The organism is Phytoamicus setariae (genome assembly GCF_016722925.1).
GTDB lineage: Bacteria > Pseudomonadota > Alphaproteobacteria > Rhizobiales > Rhizobiaceae > Rhizobium_E > Rhizobium_E setariae.
Genome location: NZ_JAEQNC010000001.1, coordinates 159,663 through 182,880, shown reverse-complemented (window position 1 = coordinate 182,880; position 23,218 = coordinate 159,663). Strand labels below are relative to the sequence as shown.

The 23,218-nt window shown below is 59.2% G+C and carries 22 protein-coding genes; 14 read left to right on the top strand and 8 right to left on the bottom strand.

The features are described from left to right. Positions 1-43: 43 nt before the first annotated feature. Complete coding sequence (locus JJB09_RS00860; RefSeq protein ID WP_201651835.1) at positions 44-742, top strand: L,D-transpeptidase; 699 nt, start codon at positions 44-46, stop codon at positions 740-742. 204 nt (positions 743-946) lie between these two features. Then, positions 947-1,612 carry an outer membrane protein gene (locus tag JJB09_RS00855; RefSeq protein ID WP_246748523.1) on the top strand — a complete coding sequence of 222 codons (666 nt, stop codon included), beginning with the start codon at positions 947-949 and terminating at the stop codon, positions 1,610-1,612. 85 nt (positions 1,613-1,697) lie between these two features. Here JJB09_RS00855 and JJB09_RS00850 read toward each other — a convergent pair whose 3' ends face one another. From JJB09_RS00850 to JJB09_RS00830, 5 genes are all read right to left on the bottom strand, one after another. Further along, positions 1,698-2,030, bottom strand: coding sequence for a hypothetical protein (locus JJB09_RS00850; protein ID WP_201651833.1), 333 nt, complete (start codon positions 2,028-2,030; stop codon positions 1,698-1,700). Between the two features lie 484 nt (positions 2,031-2,514). Then, positions 2,515-2,979: a hypothetical protein gene (locus tag JJB09_RS00845; RefSeq protein ID WP_201651832.1), complete on the bottom strand. Its 465-nt coding sequence runs from the start codon at positions 2,977-2,979 to the stop codon at positions 2,515-2,517. Positions 2,980-3,032: 53 nt separating this feature from the next. Further along, positions 3,033-4,331, bottom strand: a complete 1,299-nt coding sequence (gene glcF / locus JJB09_RS00840) for a glycolate oxidase subunit GlcF (protein WP_201651831.1) — start codon at positions 4,329-4,331, stop codon at positions 3,033-3,035. Between the two features lie 3 nt (positions 4,332-4,334). After that, positions 4,335-5,528 (bottom strand): glycolate oxidase subunit GlcE, encoded by a 1,194-nt coding sequence (glcE, locus tag JJB09_RS00835; RefSeq protein ID WP_201651830.1) that lies wholly within the window; start codon positions 5,526-5,528, stop codon positions 4,335-4,337. Positions 5,529-5,706: 178 nt separating this feature from the next. Beyond that, positions 5,707-7,146 carry an FAD-binding oxidoreductase gene (locus tag JJB09_RS00830; protein WP_201651829.1) on the bottom strand — a complete coding sequence of 480 codons (1,440 nt, stop codon included), beginning with the start codon at positions 7,144-7,146 and terminating at the stop codon, positions 5,707-5,709. A 162-nt stretch (positions 7,147-7,308) separates the two neighbouring features. Between JJB09_RS00830 and JJB09_RS00825 the strand changes: the two genes are divergently transcribed. Continuing rightward, the gene (locus JJB09_RS00825; RefSeq protein WP_201651828.1) at positions 7,309-8,205 is read left to right on the top strand and encodes a LysR family transcriptional regulator; all 897 of its coding nucleotides are present in this window, start codon (positions 7,309-7,311) and stop codon (positions 8,203-8,205) included. Positions 8,206-8,231: 26 nt separating this feature from the next. On the opposite strand, the gene JJB09_RS00820 is transcribed toward JJB09_RS00825, so the two are convergent. Together JJB09_RS00820 and JJB09_RS00815 are read right to left on the bottom strand one after the other, a co-directional pair. After that, complete coding sequence (locus JJB09_RS00820) at positions 8,232-9,641, bottom strand: DUF6880 family protein (protein ID WP_201651827.1); 1,410 nt, start codon at positions 9,639-9,641, stop codon at positions 8,232-8,234. Positions 9,642-9,662: 21 nt separating this feature from the next. Beyond that, entirely contained in the window at positions 9,663-10,928 is a 1,266-nt protein-coding gene (locus JJB09_RS00815) for a DUF3422 family protein (RefSeq protein WP_201651826.1), read from the bottom strand. Between the two features lie 208 nt (positions 10,929-11,136). Between JJB09_RS00815 and JJB09_RS00810 the strand changes: the two genes are divergently transcribed. The 11 genes from JJB09_RS00810 to JJB09_RS00760 all read left to right on the top strand — a co-directional run bounded on the left by JJB09_RS00810 (position 11,137) and on the right by JJB09_RS00760 (position 22,355). Then, positions 11,137-11,958 (top strand): FadR/GntR family transcriptional regulator, encoded by an 822-nt coding sequence (locus JJB09_RS00810; protein ID WP_201651825.1) that lies wholly within the window; start codon positions 11,137-11,139, stop codon positions 11,956-11,958. Positions 11,959-12,143: 185 nt separating this feature from the next. Beyond that, on the top strand, positions 12,144-13,280 hold the full coding sequence (locus JJB09_RS00805; protein WP_201652647.1) for an alpha-hydroxy acid oxidase: 1,137 nt from the start codon (positions 12,144-12,146) through the stop codon (positions 13,278-13,280). Between the two features lie 379 nt (positions 13,281-13,659). Continuing rightward, the gene (locus tag JJB09_RS00800; protein ID WP_425523668.1) at positions 13,660-14,055 is read left to right on the top strand and encodes a DUF930 domain-containing protein; all 396 of its coding nucleotides are present in this window, start codon (positions 13,660-13,662) and stop codon (positions 14,053-14,055) included. 162 nt (positions 14,056-14,217) lie between these two features. Beyond that, complete coding sequence (locus JJB09_RS00795) at positions 14,218-14,700, top strand: NUDIX hydrolase (protein ID WP_201651824.1); 483 nt, start codon at positions 14,218-14,220, stop codon at positions 14,698-14,700. 63 nt (positions 14,701-14,763) lie between these two features. Then, a complete protein-coding gene (locus JJB09_RS00790) occupies positions 14,764-16,311 on the top strand; it encodes an inorganic phosphate transporter (protein WP_201651823.1) in 1,548 nt (515 codons plus the stop codon). Between the two features lie 10 nt (positions 16,312-16,321). Further along, a complete protein-coding gene (locus tag JJB09_RS00785) occupies positions 16,322-17,059 on the top strand; it encodes a 16S rRNA (uracil(1498)-N(3))-methyltransferase (RefSeq protein ID WP_201651822.1) in 738 nt (245 codons plus the stop codon). 120 nt (positions 17,060-17,179) lie between these two features. Continuing rightward, the gene (locus JJB09_RS00780; RefSeq protein ID WP_201651821.1) at positions 17,180-18,553 is read left to right on the top strand and encodes a glutamate--cysteine ligase; all 1,374 of its coding nucleotides are present in this window, start codon (positions 17,180-17,182) and stop codon (positions 18,551-18,553) included. Positions 18,554-18,696: 143 nt separating this feature from the next. Beyond that, positions 18,697-19,539, top strand: coding sequence for a DUF937 domain-containing protein (locus tag JJB09_RS00775; RefSeq protein ID WP_201651820.1), 843 nt, complete (start codon positions 18,697-18,699; stop codon positions 19,537-19,539). A gap of 432 nt (positions 19,540-19,971) precedes the next feature. After that, positions 19,972-20,706 (top strand): sugar transferase, encoded by a 735-nt coding sequence (locus JJB09_RS00770; RefSeq protein WP_201651819.1) that lies wholly within the window; start codon positions 19,972-19,974, stop codon positions 20,704-20,706. Between the two features lie 83 nt (positions 20,707-20,789). Further along, positions 20,790-21,359 carry a hypothetical protein gene (locus JJB09_RS00765; RefSeq protein ID WP_201651818.1) on the top strand — a complete coding sequence of 190 codons (570 nt, stop codon included), beginning with the start codon at positions 20,790-20,792 and terminating at the stop codon, positions 21,357-21,359. Positions 21,360-21,512: 153 nt separating this feature from the next. Continuing rightward, the gene (locus JJB09_RS00760) at positions 21,513-22,355 is read left to right on the top strand and encodes a calcium-binding protein (protein WP_343228969.1); all 843 of its coding nucleotides are present in this window, start codon (positions 21,513-21,515) and stop codon (positions 22,353-22,355) included. 74 nt (positions 22,356-22,429) lie between these two features. Here JJB09_RS00760 and JJB09_RS00755 read toward each other — a convergent pair whose 3' ends face one another. After that, positions 22,430-23,218, bottom strand: coding sequence for a heme ABC transporter ATP-binding protein (locus JJB09_RS00755; RefSeq protein ID WP_201651817.1), 789 nt, complete (start codon positions 23,216-23,218; stop codon positions 22,430-22,432).

Here is a 23,218-nt window from a genome sequence, read left to right as displayed (position 1 = left end):
GCCGATAGTTTTTTCGAACTTTCTAATTTGAGGGGATTTTAGCATGCGCAAATTGGCCTTTACGCTGACGGCAGGCGCGATTGCCGCCGCCAGTATTTTCGGAGCGGGCAGCGCCAGAGCGTTCACACAATCGGGCAAGCCGGTCCCAGCTGCCGCCAGTGACGTCACGCAGGTGGCAGTGCAGCGGCAGGTCCCGCAGAAATACAAGCGAAAGAGCGTAAAGCTGGTAACCGACGAACGGCCCGGCACGATCATCGTCGATACCAACAACAAGTTTCTCTATTTCGTAGAGGGCAACAATAGGGCAACGCGTTACGGAATTGGCGTCGGCCGTGAGGGTTTTGGCTGGTCAGGTGTCGTCAAGGTACAGCGCAAGGCCGAATGGCCGGGCTGGACGCCGCCCAAGGAAATGATCCGCCGCGAAGCCGCCAAAGGGCATATCCTGCCCGAATACCAGGAAGGCGGCATCGACAATCCGCTCGGTGCGCGTGCACTCTATCTTTACAAGGGACGCAACGATTCCGGCTTCCGGATCCACGGCACCAACCAGCCATGGTCCATCGGTCTCAACATGTCGTCCGGCTGCATCCGCATGATGAACAAGGACGTCGAGCATCTCTACGACCGGACCTCGCTCGGCGCCAAGGTCATCGTCATCGGCCCCGGAAACCGCCAGGGCAATGTGCAGTTCGCCGACCAGGGCGTGGATTATTTCCGCACGCTGTTTTCGTCGCTTCAGTAAGAGATCACGCGTGCCGATTTCGAGCCCCGCGATGGCATGAACGCCCCCGACAGCTGGAAAGCCATTTTCGGGAGGGTTCACTTCATCGCGGGCTTTGCCTTGCGGCTGCAACAACCTGTTGATTGCTGAATATAACATATGCCTGTATCAATTCGGCTGCATATGATGATTCATCGTAATGCACGGGCACTGGGGGCTGGCAATATGCATCGGGTTGGATTGTTGTCGTTGATCGCGGCTGGGCCGCTTGCTGTCGTTGCACAGGCTGCTGCGGCTGATCCCGTTCTCTCTGTCTACGGCGGCTACCAGACGGCGCCGCACAGCACGGTCAGCGTAACGGACGGCACAGAGTTCGTCAGCGGCTGGCAGGGAAAATCCTTCTCCATGCCACCTTACTGGGGTGTGCGTGGCACATGGTGGCTGGATGAAATGGGCTATGACAACATCGGCGTGGCAATCGACTACAGCCATTCCAAGGTCTATGCCGACAGACAAACCTTGCGCGACAAGACGCCAGGCTGGACGCATTTCGAGTTCACCGACGGCCTCAACCTTGCCACCGCCAACGTGTTCTATCGTTATACGAACCCGGCCCGCGCCTGGACGCCTTATGCCGGCCTTGGCGTCGGGGTCAATGTTCCGCATGTCGAGGTCATCCGCCCATCCGGAAAGACATGGAACTATCAGCTTGGCGGTGTAACCGGACAGTTGACCGCCGGCCTGGACTACCGGTTCAGCCAACACATCTCGGCGTTCAGCGAATACAAGCTGAATTACTCGCATATCGACGTCGACATCGATTCAGGCGACCAATTGAAGACCAACATCCTGACGCATGCCGTCAATGTCGGTCTGTCCTATCACTTCTGATTTGAATGTGACGTGGAGTTTCACAGGCTGAGGGAAATCCCTCAGCCGTGATCGGGTCTAGGCGCCCCGGTTTCACATCGGGCGATCAGCGGCAGACTCGGACACGCTTGATATAGGCGTTGCCCCACTGATCATACCGGCGGACCTTCCTAATGAAGCAATAGTCATTATAGCCGACATAGGGATCATAGTAGGCACCACCCCAATAGCCGCCGCCCCAATAACCACCACCCCAGTAGCCGCCGCGCCAATAGCCACCGTGCCAGCCACAATGCCTGCCACAGTGCCCACCATGACCGCGATTGTTGTTCCAGCCATTATTGAAACCCGGGTTACCGCGCCGACCGGCATCCGCGCTCGGAACGAACGACAGCATAGCGAAAATACTGACCAAGACAGCGATTGCGATTTTTTTCATCGCAGTTCTCCTAAGGAACAGTTTGATCTTGTTACTGATTTCCTTCGGCTCGGACTTTCAATTCATCCGCGGAGACCTTCTATGCGCCCAAAGCGTCTCACCGCTGCTCCCAGAACTGGTGGTGCCGGTTGACGGCAAACCTCCAGACGTGACCCTCCTGGAAACACTCTTGTAGGCCGAATATGCACCCGAGCCGAAACGTTCAGAACTTCGGCATCCGATAGCCTCTGCCGATTCATGAACGTCTCTGACACTCAGTTCTTCGATAGTCCGGGAATGTACGTGGTCTCGAAATCCGCCGAGCGGATCGCTCATTAAGCCTATTCGCTCAACTTTCAGCCCGAGGGCGTCATGGCAGGACTATTTTCCTGCATGAATTATCAGCCCTAATCCAGATTTTTTCAAGTTTTTTGATTTGCCATGCGCCGCCGGTTTGGCTGCCTGCAACGACGCCAGGCAAAGACGTGCGTTTCTACACAGCTCGTCAACCAGCCGAACAGCCGACCTTGCCGTTCAAGGTGATCAATTCGCTTTCGCTGTCTGCCACCGCAGGCGTGACGACGAGCGTGTAGTTTCCTTCATAGCCGATTTCATCGTCGCCCGAGACCGCTTCGATCGTCAGCTTGACGGCTGCATGCGGAACGTTATCACCGGTGGTCTCGCGGTAGAATTGCAGCTTGAGATCCTTGGCCTCGAACCATTGCTGGATCAAGTCTCCGCGCTCGATTGGAAATTTCTTCAGCGTCGGATAGGCTTTGGGGCTCTTCGCTGCGAACTCGCCGCGGATCTGCATAAGCGGACTGGTGCCGGCATAATTGTAGAGCGCTTCGAACTCAAAATCGAGATTGGCGTCATGGATGCCGCAGTTCAGCCCGCCCGTGGCCGATGCCGATGTCGGCAGGAAGGCGATGGCAAATGCTGCAGCGGCGTATTGCAATTGCGATTTCATGGATATGTCCTGTCTTCAGATGCACTTCACTGGAGACGGACAACCGTCGTCATTTATTTCAGCGCCGCCGGCTTGGCGCCGCCATAGGCCCAGTTCAGCAGCTCGACCGTATGCAACACGGGCGTTTCCATTGCCGTGCCGATCTGTGTGATGCAGCCGATATTGCCGGTGGCGATCACATCCGGCTTCAGGGCTGAAAGGTTCTTGACCTTGCGCGCCTTGAGCTGCTCGGAAATCTCCGATTGCAGCATGTTGTAGGTGCCGGCCGAACCACAGCAGAGATGACCCTCGGCAGGCTCGCGAACGGTATAACCTGCCTTGCGCAACAGCGCCTTCGGCTGGACCGTAATCTTCTGGCCATGTTGCAGAGAGCAGGCCGAATGATAGGCGACGACCATGCCTTTCGAGGACTGCTCGGGCATATTGAGCCGGTCGAGATACTCAGTCACGTCGCGGGTGATGGCGGAAACCCGCCTGGCCTTCTCCGCATAAGCGGGATCGTGACGGAACATGTGACCATAGTCCTTGATGGTGTTGCCGCAACCGGACGCGGTGATGACGATCGCATCCAGGCCATCGCCATCCATCTCGGCAATCCATCGGTCGATGTTGTTGCGGGCGGACGCGAGCGCTGCGTCCTCGTGGCCCATGTGATGGCGGAGAGAGCCGCAACAGGCCTCGCCCTTCGGCAGCACGACTTCGACCCCCAACCTGTTCAGCAGCTCGATCGATGCCTGGTTGATGCCAGGATCGATCACCGGCTGGACGCACCCCGTCAGCATGGCCACACGCTGTTTCCGCTGGCCTTTGGCGGCAAAAGTGCCCGGCTCGGCGAAACGCGACTTTGGCGGCAGCGCAGTCGGTGCGAGATCCAGCATGGCGCCAAAAGCTCGGAGCGCGGGGACGCGCTTCAAGACACCAGCGAATGGCCTGCCCAGTTTTGCAAGCGTCATGGCGAAGCGAAAGCGCGACGGCGACGGGATGAAATAGCCAAGCAATGCCCGCTGGATACGCACCATCAACGGCCGTTTGTAGGTATTCTCCACATGCACGCGAGCGTGATCGATCAGGTGCATGTAATCGACACCCGACGGGCAGGTCGTCGTGCAGGCAAGGCACGAAAGACAGCGGTCGACATGCAGCGCAACCTTTTCGTCCGCAGGTCGGTCGTTCTCCAGCATGTCCTTGATCAGGTAAATGCGGCCGCGCGGACTGTCGAGCTCATTGCCGAGCGTCACATAGGTGGGACAAGTGGCCGTGCAGAAACCGCAATGGACGCATTTGCGCACGATGCTCTCGGCTTCTGCAATCTTCGGGTCGGCAAGCTGGGCCGGGGAGAAATTGGTCTGCATGTCTTATCCCATCCGCCCTGGATTGAAGATGCCGGCGGGGTCGAACTTTTCGCGGATGCGTGCGCTGAGCGCGGCCACTGCTGGCGCTTGCGGCTCGAAGACCGCGATGGAGCGGCGCTGGTCGTCGGTCGCGCGCATCAGCGTGGCGTGGCCGCCGCCAAAGTGCTTGATGCCTGCCCGCAGCATGTCCGCTTCCGGTTCGGCCTCCATCCTGAGCCACAAGAGCCCACCCTGCCAGTCGTAGTATCCATCGACGCCGGTCTGCATGCGCAACGCCGAGAGCAACTGATGGCCAGCATTGGGCGCGACGGAAACCTTCCACAGCGGCCGCGGGCGACCATCGGCAAAAAACGGCTTCACATCCCGGATTTCCTGCCAGAGCGTGGCGCTTTCATCCTTGTCGAGCACGGAGAGCGTGGCACTGGGGAAGGCCGACTTCAGTCTCGCAAGACGCTCTTCGACCGAGAAGGCCAACCCTTCCAGCCTGAGCAGGGTCGCGGGCCCCTCGGGCAGCTGGCTTGCAAGAAACTGCCACTTGCAGCTTTCCGGCAGATACGCGGCCCCGGTTACCTCGACGGATTTGGACAGGGCATGCGACATCGCCCAGCTCGCATCCTCGTCATGGAGGCCGGACAGCACGACGGTTACCGCCGTTTCGGGGCGAGGCAGGACCTTGAAGGTCAGTTCGGTCATGAAGCCCAGAGTGCCGAACGAACCGGCCATCAGCTTGACCAGATCGAGACCGGTAACGTTCTTCATCACCCGGCCGCCCGCACTGACAGCTTCACCAAAGCCATTGATGAAGCGAACGCCGAGCAGGTGGTCGCGCGCCGCACCCGACTGGAAACGGCGTGGGCCGGAGAAATTGCCGGCAAACAGCCCACCAATCGTTGGCTCGCCCTCTGAGCCATAGATGCCGCGATAATCCGGCGGCTCGAAGGCCAGCATGTGCCGGTTTTCATCGAGCGCAGCTGTGATGATCGAGAGTGGCGTTCCAGCCCGTGCCGTCATCACCATCTCGGCCGGATTATAGGCGGCAATGCCGGTAAGTGCCGAAGACGACAGTTTTTCCTGCGTCTCGACAAGATTGCCGAGGCCGCGCCGGGTGCCGCCACCGACGATTTCCAGCGTCGTACCAGCGGCAGATGCAGCGCGGATGATGTCGATGGCTTCGGATTCTGATCGGGGCGTCAGCATTGCAGTACCCACCTCTGCCCTGCCGGGCATCTCCCCCTCAAGGGGGGAGATTGGATTCCATCTTCGCCGTCATCCTCCACGACGCCGCGACTATGGCAGGCGAGCGCCACATCCGATCTCCCCCCTTGAGGGGGAGATATCAGGCAGGGCAGAGGGGGGTGAGCCATGGAACATTCGTTCATGCCGCAGTCCGTCCTTCCAGAGGAAACACCTTGGATGGATTGAGAATCCATTTCGGGTCGAAAGCCGCGCGCAGGCGCATCTGCTGGGCGAGGTCGGCTTCCTTGTACTGGTGTCGCATCAGGTCGCGCTTTTCGATGCCAACGCCATGTTCGCCGGTCAGGCAGCCGCCGTGATCGACGCAGAGCTTGAGAATGTCATTGCCGGCAGCTTCGGCCGCAGCCGATTGCTCGGGATCGTTGATGTTGTAGAGGATCAATGGATGCATGTTGCCGTCGCCGGCATGGAAGACATTGGCGACCCGCAATCCATAGTGAGCGCAGATGTCGTAGGTACCCTTGAGCACATTGGTGAGCTCGGACAATGGCACCGTGCCATCCATGCAGATGTAGTCGGCGATGCGGCCGGTGGCTCCGAACGCCGATTTGCGTCCCTTCCAGATCGCGGCAGCTTCCATGGCCGACTGGCTCTCCTTCACCGCCTTGACGCCATGCCGCCGGGCGATGCTGATGATGTGCTGCAGCATCCGGTCCATCTCGGTCTCTGACCCTTCGACCTCGACGATCAACAGCGCCTCGACATCCATCGGATAGCCGGCATGCGCAAAAGCCTCGCAGATCTCGATGGCCGGCTTGTCCATGAATTCGATGGCAACCGGGATCAGGCCGGAGCCGATGATTTCGGAAACGCAGGCGCTGGCACCTTCGGCTGTCTCGAAGCCGAACAGCACGGGTCGCGCACCTTCCGGTTTGGCGAGCAGGCGAACGGTTGCCTCGGTAACGATACCGAGCTGGCCTTCAGAGCCACACACGACACCCATCAGATCCAGCCCGCCCGCATCCAGTGCCTTGCCGCCGAGTTCGATGACGGTGCCGTCGAATAACACAAGTTTGACGCCCATCAGGTTGTTGGTGGTGACGCCGTATTTCAGGCAATGGGCGCCGCCCGAATTCATGCCGATATTGCCACCGATGGTGCAGGCAAGCTGGGAGCTTGGATCCGGTGCATAGAAAAAGCCATCCGCACCAACCGCATCGGAGATCGATAGATTGGTGACACCGGCCTGAACGACCGCAGCGCGGTTTTCGAAATCCACCTCCAGGATACGGTTCATGCGGGTGAGCGCAATCACCAGCGCATCCTCCTGCGGGATCGCGCCGCCGGAAAGCGAAGTGCCGGCGCCACGCGGAATGACGGGAATGTCATATCGTGCGCAGTATTTCATCAGTTCAGAGACTTCAGCTGTGGTGCGCGGCAGCGCCACCGCCAGCGGCAGGTTGCGACAGGCAATGAAACCGTCGGTTTCGAAGGGAACGAGCTCAAACGGATCCGAGACGATGCCCTCGCGACCGATCAGATCCACGAGGTCGGCGACGATGGTATCCCGGCGGGCCAGTATTCTGCTGTCGGGCGGCAGAAATGCCAATGATTGTTCCATGATCCAGCCTCCTCGACCTGACACCAGTTTCCTGATCGGCCCCGTTTCGTCAATGATTATATCGCCTTGAACGTTGCTGTCCGTCCTTTTTCAACGGCAAACACTCTTGCATGATCAGGAACAAATCGGCATGGATTATACCGCGAACGAGCAAGGAAGAGCATGGCAAATCTGGCGGACCTGGAAATCTTCGCCCGCGTGGTGGCGAGCGGCTCGATGTCGGCGGCGGGCCGGGAACTGGGTTTGCAGCCGGCCATCATTTCCAAGCGCATCAAGCGTCTGGAAGAGCGGCTCGGCACGCGACTTTTCCAACGCACGACGCGCCACATTTCGCTGACGGAAGCCGGCGAAGGCTTTCACGCGCGCGTCGTGGCCGCACTTGCGGGGCTCGAAGATGCCGAAGCCTTCATCTCGGGCAAATCGGGCGAGGTGCGCGGGCGGCTCAAGATCTCCGCCCCCACCTCGTTCGGGCGGATGCATATCGCCCCCCATCTGAAATCCTTCTTCGATCTCTATCCCGACCTGAAGGTGCAGCTTATCCTCACCGACAAATTCCAGGATCTCGTTGCAGAAGGGCTGGATGTCGCGATCCGCATCGCCGATCTTGAAGATTCCAGTCTGGTGGCGCGACGGCTTGCACCGGTGAAGCGTGTGCTTTGCGCAAGCGCGGATTATGTCGTCGCCCGCGGCGTGCCCAAGACGATCGCCGACCTCGACAAACACGCCTGCATTCCGGCCCACAACAATGCCCACTGGAATCTGATTGGGCCGGACGGTCCAATCTCCTTGAAACCGGAAGGACCACTCGCCACCAATTCCAGCGAAGTGATCCGCGAGACGGTTTTGGCCGGTCTGGGCATCGCACTGCGATCCACCTGGGACGTCGGTGCCGAGTTGCGATCCGGCAATCTCGTGCGCGTGCTGCCGCAACTGGCGGGATCGTCGAAGGTCGGGCTCTATGCTCTTTATCCTTCGCGGCAATATCTGCCCGCCAAGGTGCGGGTTTTCATCGACTTTCTCGCCGACCTCTACGGGCCGACCCCTTACTGGGATCTTTAGGGCATTGCGCCTTGGCAGGCATCGGGTCAGAAATTCCGCCGGTCTACCATCTGCCAGAATGCATACTTCTTGGCGTGGCGACTGCGAATTCCGGCAAGAAATGACGGGTGGCTCTCAAGGCGAGGATCGCCTTCGATCTCAGGCGCCAGCGCGATAAGTGCCTCGAAATATCCAACGGCAAGTGGATAAGCTGCGATCGGCGCGCGATCGAGAATGTGGTTGAGCAGTATCCTGAACAGCACTGTTGCCGCCAGCGGCTGATCCTCGGAAAGAGCCGAAGCCGCCGCCACAAGCAGATCGTGATTGCGGGCATCCCACTTCTTTGCATGTGCCATCACATGTGTGGCAGCTACGTCACGCTTGGGCCATTCGATCAGGAATAGCAGCGCCTCGTAGATATGCTCGCTCTCCAGCACGGCGGCAAAAGCCTTGTCGAGCTCATCGAATTCGGCAAAATCATCGAGCTTCGAGATATATTTCCGCAGCACATCCGCATCGAACGTATCGAGGAAAACCTTCCAGCGCAGTGCCTGTGCCTCGCTCCGCTCCTTCATCGCATCGAGAATATCGGCCTCCAGCAGCTTGCGCTCGCGCGCCTGATAGTCCTGGCCGACCTTGGTGGCGATGCCGTTGACCGGCAGGATGCGAATGGCGGCGATCTTCTTGCGAACCCAGTCGAGCGCTTCGGCATACCGTCCGGCCTTGTGCAGCATACCGGCAATGGCGTAGCTGTCCTGGCTGTGATCCGGCTTGGCCTTCTCGAGGCTTATATAGGCATCGAGGTCGCCTCGGTGGAGAAACAGCCGTTGCAGCAGGCGTGAGACGAAGCGTCCGGGCTCACCTGCCTTGATCTGACCTTCGAGGATCGCTTGCCAACGATCGGCGGCGGATTTTCCTATGCCACAAAGGGCCGTGGCGAAAAACTCGAACCGCTCGCCATAGCGGTCGCGCTTGCGATCGCTTTCCAGCATCGCCACCGCATTTTCCTGCGCCGCTTCCGGAAGGGTCGGCAGCAGTTCCGCAAGCACAAGCTCCACTTCGGAAAAGACCTTCGCCAGACGGGCGCTGTCGGATTTGAGCCGGTGTTCGATGCGAAGGCGCAATGCCGCCAGCCGCATCAGCCGCTCGAACGCGGCAAAGGCATCGACACCGCCGAGCTCGGACTGGATGTTGCGCATCAGCCCCGATAGTTCGACAGCAAGATCGCGGGCGCGGGTACTGTTGATCGACGTTTTTGCCGTCTCCAGCGCATCGAGCCGCTTGTCGATCAGGCGGGTGATTTCCTCGGGGCCTGATGTTCCGGCAAGGGCTGCCTGCAGGCGAGCCTTGAGCGACTTGTTGGCGACGGATTCCTCAAGTAGGATTTCGACAAGCTTTTCCAGGCCGAGGTTGCTCAGCCCCTTGGCGTCAAGCCTCGCCTTCACCTGCCTTGCCATTCGGTCCGTCCTTGTTCGCGCTCAGCTTTCGTGCCCCTTGCGGATGCGGCGTACCACATACCACACGGCGACGACGGCGAAAGGCACGAAAAAGCCTGTCAGTACCGCCGGGTCAACCGGCAGGATGTCATGGCTGACAGCCTTGGCGAGATAGCCGAACAGCCCGACGATATAGTAGGAAATGGCCGCGACCGACAGGCCTTCGACCGTCTGCTGCAGGCGCAGCTGCATTTCCGCACGCCGGTTCATGGCCGAGAGCAGCGCGCCGTTCTGGCGCTCCAGCTCGACATCGATCCAGCTGCGCACCAGTCCATTGGCACGCGTCAGCTTGCGCGACAGGTTGGCCTGGCGCTCCTCCACCGACTGGCAGGTTCGCATGGCCGGCGCCAACCGGCGCTCGAGGAAGGATCCCAACGTTTCGAAGCCCGGAATGGCCGTCTCGCTGAGCGTCTTGATGCGTTCCTGCACGATGCCGTAGTAAGCCCGAGACGCCCCGAAACGATAAAGCGCCAGCGCCGCATTGGCTTCGAGATCGGCCGCAAGCCGGGTGATCTCGGCAAGCATCCGGTCAGCTTCCTCGCGTGCCTCGGATTTCATCTGCTGGGTGATGCCGGTCAGGCCATCCTCGATGCGGCGAATTTCCGGCGACAAGGTCTGGGCGAGCGGCAATCCCAGCATTGCCAATGTCCGATAGGTTTCGATTTCGAGCAGGCGCTGGGTCAAGGCACCGGTGCCAAGCGGCGTCAAGCCCCGGTCGACCACGAGGATCTGGGTCAAACCGTCACCGTTCTGGCGAAAGTCGGTGTAAATCACCGCCTGACCATCCTTGACCTCGCTATAACAGAGGCTCGCCGGATCGAAGGCCGCAATCGCCGCCGGCACCTGAGCGTCGTCAGGTCGGATTTCCAGCCGGATCCCGGAGATCAGTGAACCCGGCGGCTGAAATCCATCGCCGAAGGGATGGGTGGTTACTTCGCCGCCGAATTTCTCCGGCAACGGCCCGTCCCAGAACCATGTCGAAAATTCCGTATGCTGCTCCCAACGGAGCGTACCGGGGCCCCAGGCCATGGCATGGTGGCGGGCATCGCGGCCCGGCGGCGTCACGCCGCGCTGCCGCGACATTTCGGCCATGACTGCGTGGTCGACGCCCGAGCCTCCATCCATCATGAAAGCAAGCTGAAAAATCACGCGCGGTGAATTGACCAGCACATATGGGCGAGCATGAATCTCACCGAGCGCCCGCGCCCTGTCCGGCGCTTGCGGAAATGAAAAGGCACGATTGCCCATATATGCTTGTCCCCCTAGGTTCCCCTCACGCAGTCTGGCGAAGATCACTAAAAAAGGGAAGCGGCGCTTTGCCGCAGGCACAACGAAAAAGTCCATGAAATCGGCGGCAACGCGCCTCGGCGAAGACACCGCCTCCGCCATCGAGAAAGTGGATAACAAAATTGACCACTTTTGCGTTTCCTGCTAAATTGCTTGACAGGAGACCATCATGGGCGACGAACTTTTCCAGGGAATCGATCACATGCGCACTGCCGACGAGGCCGTGCGGCAGATCGAATTGCTGCTGCTCGATGGGGTTCTGTCGAGCGGCGACCGGTTGCCGAGCGAACGCGACCTCGCGGAGCAGCTCGACATTTCCCGCCCGGTGCTGCGCGAGGCGCTGAAGGAACTGGAGAACCGGCAGTTGATCGTCAGCCGCCATGGCGGCGGTACCTATGTCGCCGATCTCATCGGCCAGGTTTTTTCCAAACCGGTCGCCCAACTGGTCTCGCGACATGACCGGGCGACGCGCGACTACCTCGAATACCGCCGGGAACTGGAAGGGCATGCCTCGGAACTGGCCGCGCAAAGGGCAACGCCCGCGGATCGCGAGCGGCTGTCGTCCATCTTCGCCAAGATGAAGGAGTTGCACGAACGCGGCGATCCCGAAGGAGAACTCGATGCCGATGTCGAGCTCCACAATGCCATCGGCGAAGCGGCGCACAATCTCATTCTCATGCACACGCTGCGCGCCTGCTACCGACTGTTGAGCGAGGGCATCTTCCATCATCGGAAGCTGATCCTGAACATGCCCGAAGCGCGCGAGACGTTGCTTGCACAGCACGCGGCAATCGTTGTGGCAATCGTTTCGGGGGATGCGCAGGCCGCGCGCAATACAGCCGAACGACACATCGACTATGTCGCCGCGACTGCTGCGGAAGCCGCACTTTCGCTGGAGCGCGAGAAGATTGCCAATCTGAGGAAAGTACAGAGGGAAACATCGAAGTCCGCCCCGGCGGACGACAAGAGCACAAAAGGAAGACGGATATGAAATCGACCTCGAAAATCGATGACATGCACGACCGGGATCCGACCCGCTCGCCGGACATGCCTGCTCAACATCATGAAGCCGAAAGCCGCGCTGTCGTTCTGGCAACGGCAGGCCGCGATCTCGCGCCATTGCAAGACACCGCCCTCGACATTTCAGGGCCCCAAGACTCCATAGGAAAACCAGACATGAAATCCGTCCTGACCATTGCCGAAATGAAAGAGCGCGCCCGCCGCCGCGTGCCGAAGATGTTCTTCGATTACGCCGACAGCGGCGCCTGGACCGAAAGCACCTATCGGGCCAACGAAGACGATTTCGCCAAGATCAAGCTTCGGCAACGGGTGCTGGTCGACATGACCGGCAGGACGCTGGAATCGACGATGATCGGGCAGAAGGTGTCCATGCCGGTGGCGCTGTCACCCACCGGCCTGACGGGCATGCAGCATGCGGACGGCGAAATGCTGGCTGCACAGGCGGCCGAGGAATTCGGCGTGCCGTTTACGCTATCGACGATGAGCATCTGCTCGATCGAGGATGTCGCATCGGTTACCAAGAAGCCGTTCTGGTTCCAGCTCTATGTGATGAAGGATCGCGAATTCGTCGAAAACCTGATCAACCGGGCAAAAGCGGCGAAGTGCTCGGCATTGGTGCTGACACTCGACCTGCAGATCCTCGGTCAGCGTCACAAGGATCTGCGAAACGGTCTTTCGGCTCCGCCGAAATTCACTCCCAAGCACATCTGGCAAATGGCGACGCGCCCCTTCTGGTGCCTGGAGATGCTGCAAACCCAGCGCCGCACGTTCCGCAATATTGCAGGCCATGCCAAGAATGTCTCCGACCTCTCTTCCCTTTCGGCGTGGACTGCCGAGCAGTTCGATCCGCAGCTTTCGTGGAAGGATGTCGCCTGGATCAAGGAAAAGTGGGGCGGCCCGCTTATCCTCAAGGGCGTGCTTGATACGGAGGATGCACGCGCGGCAGCCGATACCGGCGCCGATGCCATCATCGTATCCAACCATGGCGGACGCCAGCTCGATGGCGCTCGCTCCTCCATCTCGATGCTGCCAAGGATCGTGGATGCGGTCGGTGACAAGATCGAGGTGCACCTCGACGGCGGCATCCGCTCAGGTCAAGACGTCCTGAAAGCGGTGGCACTCGGCGCCAAGGGCACCTATATCGGCCGGCCATTCCTCTATGGGCTCGGCGCCGGCGGCAAGGCGGGCGTCACCCGCACGCTTGAAATCCTGCAGCGCGAGATGGACATCACCATGGCGTTGTGCGGCAAGAAAAACATCAGCCAGATCAACCGCGACATCATCGACGCGTAGGCGTTTTTGCCCAGGCAACCCTCGATCGGCGTCTTCCAGCCGTACCCGCAGATGGCAGGTACGGCTGATGCCGGAGGAGGTTTGCGGTATCGCGATCATATTGCCACCCCGTGCCGAGCATCGTTGAGCCGCATGACCGTTGTTAAACTCGTCCACAACTAATCCGGTTGCCCGAACGAACCCGTAATTATGTTAGGAAACCCTTACATCCTCGGCGGGTGTGCGACCGCTTCCTGCTTACCGGGTGGCCCGGTGGGCACACAGATGGCGTATTTGGGACATTTTCCTCGCTGCGGTTTGTTGCCAGCAGAGTCCCGCAGGTCTAAGTCACCCTCGCTTTCTAAGTGAGAACCACCAGATTTGAACGCGGGAGAACAGTTTGAAATTTGCATGCACGGCCGCAGCGTCTCTTCTCTTGGCTACCCTTCCGTCCCATAGTTTTGCGGTGGACGGCAAGCTCAAGGCGCAGCTCCTGAAACTCGACCCAAAGACGCGACTGGAACAAGCATGCGACACGGAAGCGATGTTTCGTATCAAGGCCGACGACAACCCGTACCAACCCGATAAGGTCATCGCCTATACGTTCAAGGATCCCGTCTACGGCAAGGACTGGATCGAGGCACCCGGCGCTGTATTTCGCAGCCACGGCGACTGGTATCGGCTTTCCTTCAAGTGCCACACCGGCCCCCAAAATCTGGATGTGGTCGCTCTTGACTACAAGATCGGCGAGAAGATTTCACGGGAGAGTTGGGGCGAGTACTATTTGTACGATTAAGCTATCCGGGCCAGATTTCGTGTCATTTCTGGAACGTTCGATGTAAATTTCTGTGATCAACATCGATATCCAGAAACAAATTCATCAAAATGCTACAAATGCCCTGCTATATTTAGAGAATTGTATTCCATGATTCGCAGAGGCTCCAGGCGGTAGCTGCAGTTGAACATTTTCACCGGTATTTCAGACTCTGTACAGTTGATGTTTCGCCGGCCACGGCGGGGACAATTTGCGGCGCTGTGCTACCGTATTGCTGAAGCGACCGGCGAACCCGAAATCCTCGTTCTGACCAGCCGGGATACTGGCCGATGGGTCATTCCGAAGGGCTGGCCCATGGGCGACAAGCCCGGCCATGAGGTCGCGGCACAGGAAGCTCTTGAAGAGGCCGGCGTCATCGGACAGCCGGAAAATCAGCCAACCGGAACCTATACTTACCAGAAGGGTCTTGGCGATGGAGTGGCTGTTCCATGCCAGGTCCAGGTCTATGCGCTCCGAGTGACTTCGCAAGTCGAAAACTTCAAGGAAAAGGGCAAGCGCCGCATCGAATGGGTCAGCCCGGCCGTTGCCGAGCGTCGCGTGCACGAGCCTGAACTGAAAAGATTGATCCACCACTTTTCGCAACGTTTCTCTGCCACCCGTGGATGACGACGCGTTTTCCAGTTGCCGCTTTGCGGATTTCAGCCTAAGCGGCGAAAACTGGATTGAACGATGAGCGAGCCGAATTCACCTTTTGAAAAACCGACATTGGACAAGGACCTCGAAAAGCTGGGCTTTATCGAGACCGCGACCCAATTCGTCGTCATGCGCCTGGCTGCACCCGGGCTGGCCCTCATATTCGTGGCCGCCTCGGCACTGTTTGCGGCTGCATTCGTTTCCACCAATCCTGGCGGGCTGATCGTCGTCGCCGCCTCTATCGTGGCGGCCTACATGGCCATGAATATCGGCGCCAACGACGTGACCAACAATGTCGGGGCAGCGGTGGGGGCCAAGGCTATCAGCATGGCCGGCGCGCTGATCATCGCCGCGATCTTCGAAATCGCCGGCGCCATGTTGGCCGGAGGCGCGGTCGTGGATACGATCAAGTCCGGCATCGTCAGCTCGACGCTTGTGCCCGATGCGGACCAAATGATCGTCATCATGATGAGCGCCCTGCTTTCAGCGGCGTTGTGGATCAACATAGCGACCTGGCTCAATGCGCCCGTCTCGACGACACATTCGATCGTCGGCGGCATCATGGGCGCGGGCGCAGCCGTTGCGGGACTGGGCGCGATCAAGTGGTCCTTGCTGGGCGGGATCGCCATCAGCTGGGTCATTTCACCCATCCTCGGTGGTGCAATCGCCATCGCACTGCTCTGGTTCATCAAGGAAACCATCATCTACCGCGAGGATAAGATCGCGGGTGCGCGCAAGTGGGTTCCGCTGCTTCTGGCCCTGATGACCGGCGCTTTCCTGAGCTACATTCTGCTGATTGTCGTGCAGATCGTAGGACCGTTTCAGGTCTGGCATGCCATCGTCGCCGGTGTTGGCGCCGGCTTTGCCAGCTACTTCCTGTATCGCGGTATTGTCGCGCGGGCGTCCGCCAAACTCGACAATCGCAACCAGTCTCTCAAGATCCTGTTTCGCCTGCCGCTGGTCTTTTCGGCAGCCCTGCTATCCTTCGCCCATGGCGCCAACGACGTTTCCAACGCGATCGGCCCGCTGGCTGCGATCGTGGAGGCCAGCGGCATTCAAAGCATCGCCACCAATGGCGACGCGCCGATCTGGGTCACAGCTATCGGCGCATTTGGGATCTCCATTGGGTTGTTGCTGTTCGGGCCGCGCCTTATCCGCATCGTCGGCGCACAGATCACCCGCCTCAATCCCCTGCGCGCCTATTGCGTCGCCACATCTGCCGCCACGACCGTTATTGTTGCTTCCGCCTTCGGAATGCCGGTCAGTACGACGCATATTGCTGTTGGATCAGTGTTCGGAGTGGGCATTTTTCGCGAGTGGTACACCGCAAACTCCGCGCGTCGACGGGCCTATATCGAGCGCAAGGCCGAACAGGGCGACAATTCTGCCGCCAAGACACTAGCACGCGCCAATCGCCCCTCCGACGACGACGACGCAGAAGATGGTGGCGAGCACCGCCGGTACCGGTATCTCGTTCGTCGCTCCTATCTCAGCTCCATTCTCGCAGCGTGGATGATCACCGTACCCGCTTCCGGCCTGCTGGCGGCGGCCATCGCGATGCTGCTTATCCGCTTCGATTTTTAAGGATCTCTTGATGCGCGCCAATTTCCGAATGCAGAGGCTTTTTGTTTCCGCTCCCATCGAGGCCGGCAAAGCCATCGCCACTGACAGCGACCAGTTCAACTACCTCGCCAATGTCCTGAGAATGGACGACAATGCCGAACTGCTGATTTTCAATGGCAGGGACGGCGAATGGCTTGCGCGCGCCAGCTACCCCTCGCGCAAGAAGGTCGACCTGATACCGATCGAAATAACCCGCCCGCAACCGGCCGATTCCGATCTGCACTACCTCTTTGCGCCCCTGAAGGTCGGCCGTCTCGACTACCTGATCCAGAAATCGGTCGAGATGGGTGCCGGTGTCATCCAGCCGGTCATGACCCAGCATGTGCAGGGCAGGATCACCTCCATCGATCGCTTGAGGGCCAATGCGATTGAAGCGGCGGAACAATGCGGCATTCTGGCGATCCCGGACGTCCGTGAGCCGGTGCGCCTGACTACCCTGCTGGAAACCTGGCCAGCCGAGCGGCGCATCATCTATTGTGACGAAGGCGCGGAGACCAATAATCCCGTTCCGGCGCTCGGCGCGATCAAGGAAAAGCAGCACGCGCTGTTGATCGGCCCGGAGGGCGGATTTTCCGAAGACGAGCGGCAATTGCTTCGGTCGCTCGACTTCGTCACCGCCATCCCGCTGGGCCCGCGGATTCTGCGGGCTGATACGGCTGCGGTCGCTGCATTTGCAATCATCCAGGCCACCATCGGCGACTGGCATTGATCAGATAAATTTGACAAGGGCTTGAATCCTTTTCACTTGCAAAACACATGAAGACGGTACAAGCAAATCTCCCGGTGGCCTGCGGACCTGCATGCCCTCTCCATTTATGAAGAATTTGACATGGCCCGTGATACTACCGACAGCACACACGTCTCCTCCGTCGATGACCTGATCGCCTATATCGCCGCTGGCGAAAAGCCTGAAAGCGCCTTCCGCATCGGTACAGAGCACGAGAAATTCGTGTTCTTCACCAAGGACAATTCGCCGGTACCCTATGCCGGGGATGCCAGCATCAAGGCACTACTCGATACGATGCAGGCAAAGCTTGGCTGGGAGCCGATCATCGATGCCGGCAACATCATCGGCCTCGCCGGTCCCGATGGCATGGGCGCAATTTCGCTCGAGCCCGGCGGACAGTTCGAATTGTCCGGCGCACCGCTGGAAAACCTGCATGAGACCTGCAAGGAAACCGGCCAGCATCTGGCGCTGATGCGCGAAATCGGCGAACCGCTCGGCATTGCATTTCTCGGCATAGGCGGCAGCCCGAAATGGACGTTCGACGAGACGCCGCGCATGCCGAAATCGCGCTATGGCATCATGTCACGCTATATGCCCAAGGTCGGAAGCCAGGGCCTCGACATGATGTACCGGACCTGTACGATTCAGGTCAATCTCGACTTCTCCTCGGAAACCGACATGCGTCGCAAGATGCAGGTAGGCTTGAAGCTGCAACCGCTGGCAACGGCGCTTTTTGCCAGTTCGCCCTTCAGCAATGGCCAGCCGAATGGCCTCAAGTCCTGGCGCGGCGATATCTGGCGCGACACCGACAACCAGCGCGCCGGTCTGCTGCCCTTCGCATTCTCGGACAACTTCGGCTACGCGGACTATGTCGAATGGGCGCTTGATGTGCCGATGTACTTCATCGTGCGCGACGGCGCCTATCACGACTGTACCCATGTGACGTTCCGCCAGTTCATGGCAGGCGCGCTGAAGGGCGAGGTCGCCGACTGGCAGCCCAATATGGGCGACTGGACCAACCACCTTTCCACGCTCTTTCCGGACGTGCGGCTGAAGCGCTTCCTCGAAATGCGCGGCGCCGATGGCGGCCCCTGGCGGCGCATCTGCGCACTTCCGGCACTCTGGGTCGGCCTGCTCTATGACGCAGGTGCACTTGCCGAAGCCGAGACGCTGGTGAAGGATTGGAGCTACGAGGACGTGCTGCGGCTTCGCAACACCGTACCGACAGAAGCACTGAACGCCAAGCTCGGCGGCCGCGACCTGTTCGAGATCGGCAAGGAGGTCGTGGACATTTCCCGCCGGGGTCTGGTGGCACGCGCCCGGAAGAATTCCTCCGCCCAGGATGAAAGCATTTTTCTCGCACCGCTGGACGAAGTGCTGGCCAAGAAGGCCACCCTCGCCGACGAGATGCTTTCACTCTGGAGTGGCCGCTGGAACGGCAACATCGATATGGTGTTCGAAGACTACAAGTACTGATCGTGGCAGCGCCCAAACGTGGGCGCCATCCCTTCCCTCTTCGACAGAGATTTGGCGCACCGCACGCTAAAATCCTGTTTGATAATCACAAATTCGGGCTATAGTGAGCAATCTCCATTGCGCCCGACACGGGAAGGATTGCCATGTTGCCTCTGTTCGACCTGATGCTGAAAGCGCAAAACGGTCATGCCGTCGAGGCCATGTCGAAGCAGTTCGGCCTGGCCCAGGAACAGATGAAGGATGCCATGGCAGCGTTGATGCCGGCGTTCTCCACCGGGCTCAAAAGAACCGCTACCAACCCTTACGATTTCACCTCGCTGATGTCGTCGGCAATGAGCGGCAACTATACGCAATATTTCGAGGACATGGCCAAAGCCTTTACGCCGAAGGGAATAACTGACGGCAACACGATCCTCGCCCAGATCTTCGGCTCCAAGGACGTTTCGCGCGCCGTCGCCGCACAGGCCGCGCAAATGTCGGGTATTGGTCAGGACATTTACAAGCAGATGCTGCCGATCGTTGCCAACACCATGGTTGGCGGCTTCTTCAAGCAGATGGCGGAGCAGTTTCAGGCGACGGGCGAAGCCTTCACATCGGGAAACGGCGCCAACCTGTTCGATCAGTGGATGCGGGCGACCGGCCTCGCCGACAAGCCCAAGCGCGAATCGAACCCGATGTTCGACAATCCGTTTACCCAGTCGTTCCAGGCCATGTTCACACCGCAGGCCGGAAAAGACAGTTCCACGAGTGCGAATCCACTCGCCAACAATCCTTTCCTGCAAATGTTTCAGGCGATGATGACGCAAGCACAGGGTAACAGCGATTCTCCCAAGCCTGCCGACGCCGCTCCACAGGCTGGCGGCATTGCTGATCTGGTCAACCAGATGTTCGACAGTGGGATCGAGGTGCAGAAAAGCTACCAGAAAAGCATGGATAGCATCTTCGATACTTACCTCTCCAATCTGAAGCCCAATACACCGAAATAAAACCGGCTTATTCAGCCACCATATCAAGCTTTACATTTGCGCGAGGAACCCTTCGGGGCCTCGCGCATTTTTGTTGTACTTGGTTTCCGACAGGAAAAACCGGGGAATAGGCGTGTCCAGGGTGCGCTGGACAGCCAGAAGTGCAGCCAGAGAAATGCGAGGAAAGCATGGCAGAGATGCAGTTGCGGAATAGCTCTGGCCGACAAAATAGGTCCTGTGGACGCAGCCAAGCGTTTGCGGCGAGCGTTATCCCGGCAATTCAGCGCGAGTCGCCACATTTATGCAGTTTTTATCAGATCAATGGTTCTCATCGCCAATCGGTAACGGTGGCGGAACATAGTGAAGGCTTCATTAATTGATGATGACAATCAACTGTGTTTCGTCTATCGAATAGTCCGCCCGCCAAGAAAAGTCCAATTCAGGCAATCAGTTATGCATCCTGGAAACATCATCACCACCATTGCGCTTCCGGCACCGGCCCTTGACGGGGCGTTTCACGTCGGCACCCAGGCGCTACCGGGCCTGAGAGACGACAGCTGGATCCATGCCGCGCTGCGCAAACCCTACCAGTTTGCAGCCAAGCGCGCGTTCGATGTCGTCGTGTCGGGGCTGGCGCTGGCCTTCCTGCTACCCTTTTTCGCTGCCATCGCGGCGACGATCGTTATCGAGAATCGCGGTCCGGTATTCTTTACCCAGATGCGTTGGGGTCGCGGCGGCAAACTGATCCGTATCTATAAGTTCCGCTCGATGCGAACGGATATGTGCGACGAATCCGGCGTCGCCCAGACCAAGGAAAATGATCCGCGTGTCACGCGAATCGGTGCCTTCCTGCGCAAGAGCAACCTTGACGAACTGCCGCAGCTCATCAACATTTTCATGGGCGACATGTCGCTCGTTGGTCCGCGCTGCCACGTTCCGGGCATGCTGGCCGCTGGTCGGCTCTATGAAGATCTCGTGCAGGAATATCACCTGCGCCATCTGGTCCGTCCCGGTCTGACCGGCCTTGCCCAGGTTAACGGCTTTCGTGGCCCGACCGACCGTGAAGACCTCGCTCGTGGCCGCGTCGCACATGACCTCGAATATATCAGGAGCTTCTCGTTCCTGAAGGACATCGAGATCCTGGTGAAGACCGCGATCAAGGAAATCAAGGGCGGAACTGGTTTCTGATAGAAATCCACGCCATTTCTGCTAGTCAAATGAACCGGAAGAAAGGTTTCTTCCGGTTTTTTTACGTCCGGACGCAACAAGAGATGGACAGGCTAAGACGTCAGCTGATCTGCGCTGTGCCTGCAGTGGCGCTCTGCGCCCTTCCTGCTGTCGCCGATGATACCCTCTGGACGCAGGAACCGACCCGAATCGACAAGAGCAAGCAGCATTTCGAGCGTTTGCCACCCCTGACGAAACCGGTCGACGGACGTATCTGGCTGCAGGTGAGCGAACGCATCGTCGTGCTCGATAGCGTACGGTTTTCAATGGATGACAAGGTCTATCGGATTGGCGGGATCCATCCGGTCAAGCCCCGGCGCATCTGCAAGCAGCAAGACGGTTCGCGTTGGCACTGCGGCCGCATGGCAGCGATCAATCTCGGAAACCTGGTGCGCGGCAACCGGCTTCTCTGCGATGTCACGGCTGACGACAAGGAAACCATCCTCAGCAACTGCCTGTCAAAAACCCGGAACATCGGAACTGAAATCGTCGCCAGGGGGTATGGCCGAGCCGACGGTGAAGGCCCTCTCGCGGAGATCCAGCTGGACGCCCAGAGGAACGGGTCAGGGCTTTGGCGCAATCCTGCCTGCAAGATCGACTTCGACAATTGCTGACTCTTTTTGCGGTCAAAGCCGCCGATCTCAGATTCCGAAGCTATGGCGGCACCATTCAAATTTCAGGAAAACCCGCCCACTATATCTTGACATATTTAGTCATGTTAAATACCTAACTCAAACACTCAAGTTTGGGAATGAAAGGAAATTAACGTGGCACTGCAGATCAGCGTCAAAGACGCAAACGGCGACGGCAAGGGCGTCAATTTCACCAGCTACCTCAAATCCTTCGCCAACACGTTCGAATCGACTGAGCGCGGCGGCTTCAACCCGGCGGACCCGAACAATCCGATGCGCGGCCGCGGTTATGTCACGACCGACAGCGATACCGGTGGCGGCACGAGCGTGCTGTTTCAGTCTTCTTCGTACTTCAACTACGATCTTCCCACGCACGTCATTGGCGGCAAGCTAAAGTCGATCACGTTCGGCGTTGACACTGTCTACAACAGCGCCAAGGAGACCTACACCAACAGCAAAGACATCACGATCTCCGGCTTTGCCAAGAACTACGCGACCGACAGCAAAGACGGCTCCGTGATGGGCGACATCATGGATGCCAACACGGCAAGCCTGATCAAGCTTCTCAAGAGCGACGATATCGTGTTCAAGGGATCGTCCGGCAGCGACGTCTTCACCAGCTACGGTCACGCCGATAAACTCAACGGCGCAGCTGGCAACGACAAGCTCAACGCCGGAGGCGGCAATGATCGCCTGATCGGTGGCCTCGGCAACGACGTCCTTACGGGCGGCGCAGGTGCCGACACGTTCTATTTCGCCAAGAACCACGGCAATGACCGGATCACGGATTTTGCCGCCGGCAAGGCTGGCAAGGACGTGATCGAGTTCCAGAAGGGCCTCTTCGATTCCTACGCCGACGTCATCGACCATGCCGTCCAGACGGGCAGCAACACCGTCATTTCCTACGACGGCGGCAGCGTTACCCTGGTCGGCGTCAATATTTCCCAGTTGCACCAGAGCGACTTCCACCTGCTCTAAGGCCAGCACGCGCAAATAACTGCAAAAGCCCGCGATTGGTTTCGCGGGCTTTTCGCGTTTATCTGCTTGTAAATTCAGGCTGCTGTCTGGGAGGGGTAGATCCGGAGTTGGCCCGTCGCGGCATCGCGCGATACCGAAATCGGGCAACCATACACCGCCTCGAGATTGGCCTCGGTGAACACGTCTTCCGGCGCGCCCGTCGCGTGGCACTTTCCGTCGCGCAGCATGATGACCTTGTCGGCGAACATGGAAGTGAGGTTGAGATCGTGCATGACGGCGAGGACGCCGCCGCCCCGGCGGGCGAAATCGTATGCGAGCCGCATGATCGAGAGCTGGTGCTTGATGTCGAGGCTTGCCACAGGCTCGTCGAGAAACAGCCAGCGCGCGCGCGCGTCCAACACCGGGCTGGAGATCTGGCAGAGAACCCGGGCCATGTGCATGCGCGCCTGCTCGCCACCGGAAAGTGCGGTGGCGATACGGTTCTCGAAGCCCTTGAGATCGACGCGTTCCAGCGCCTCGGCCATGACCCTTTCGGCTTCCTGCCGGCTGTGGATATCGCCGGCGACGACGCCCATTTCAAGGATCTCGCGAACCTTGAAAGGAAAGCCGAGGCTGATCGACTGGGCCAGCACGGCCCGATCCATCGCGAGCTCGTGAGCACTGAACGATTTGAGATCACGTCCGCCAAAACCGATGCGCCCGCGATAGTCGCGTTCACCGGAAAGCGCCCTCAGCGTTGTGGTCTTGCCGGACCCGTTGGGACCGATGATGGCAGTCAACTGGCCCGGCGCGGCAGAAAAGGACAAGGCCTTTACGACCTCACGGCCGGCAAGCGAGATCGATACGTTGTCGAGTTCTATCAT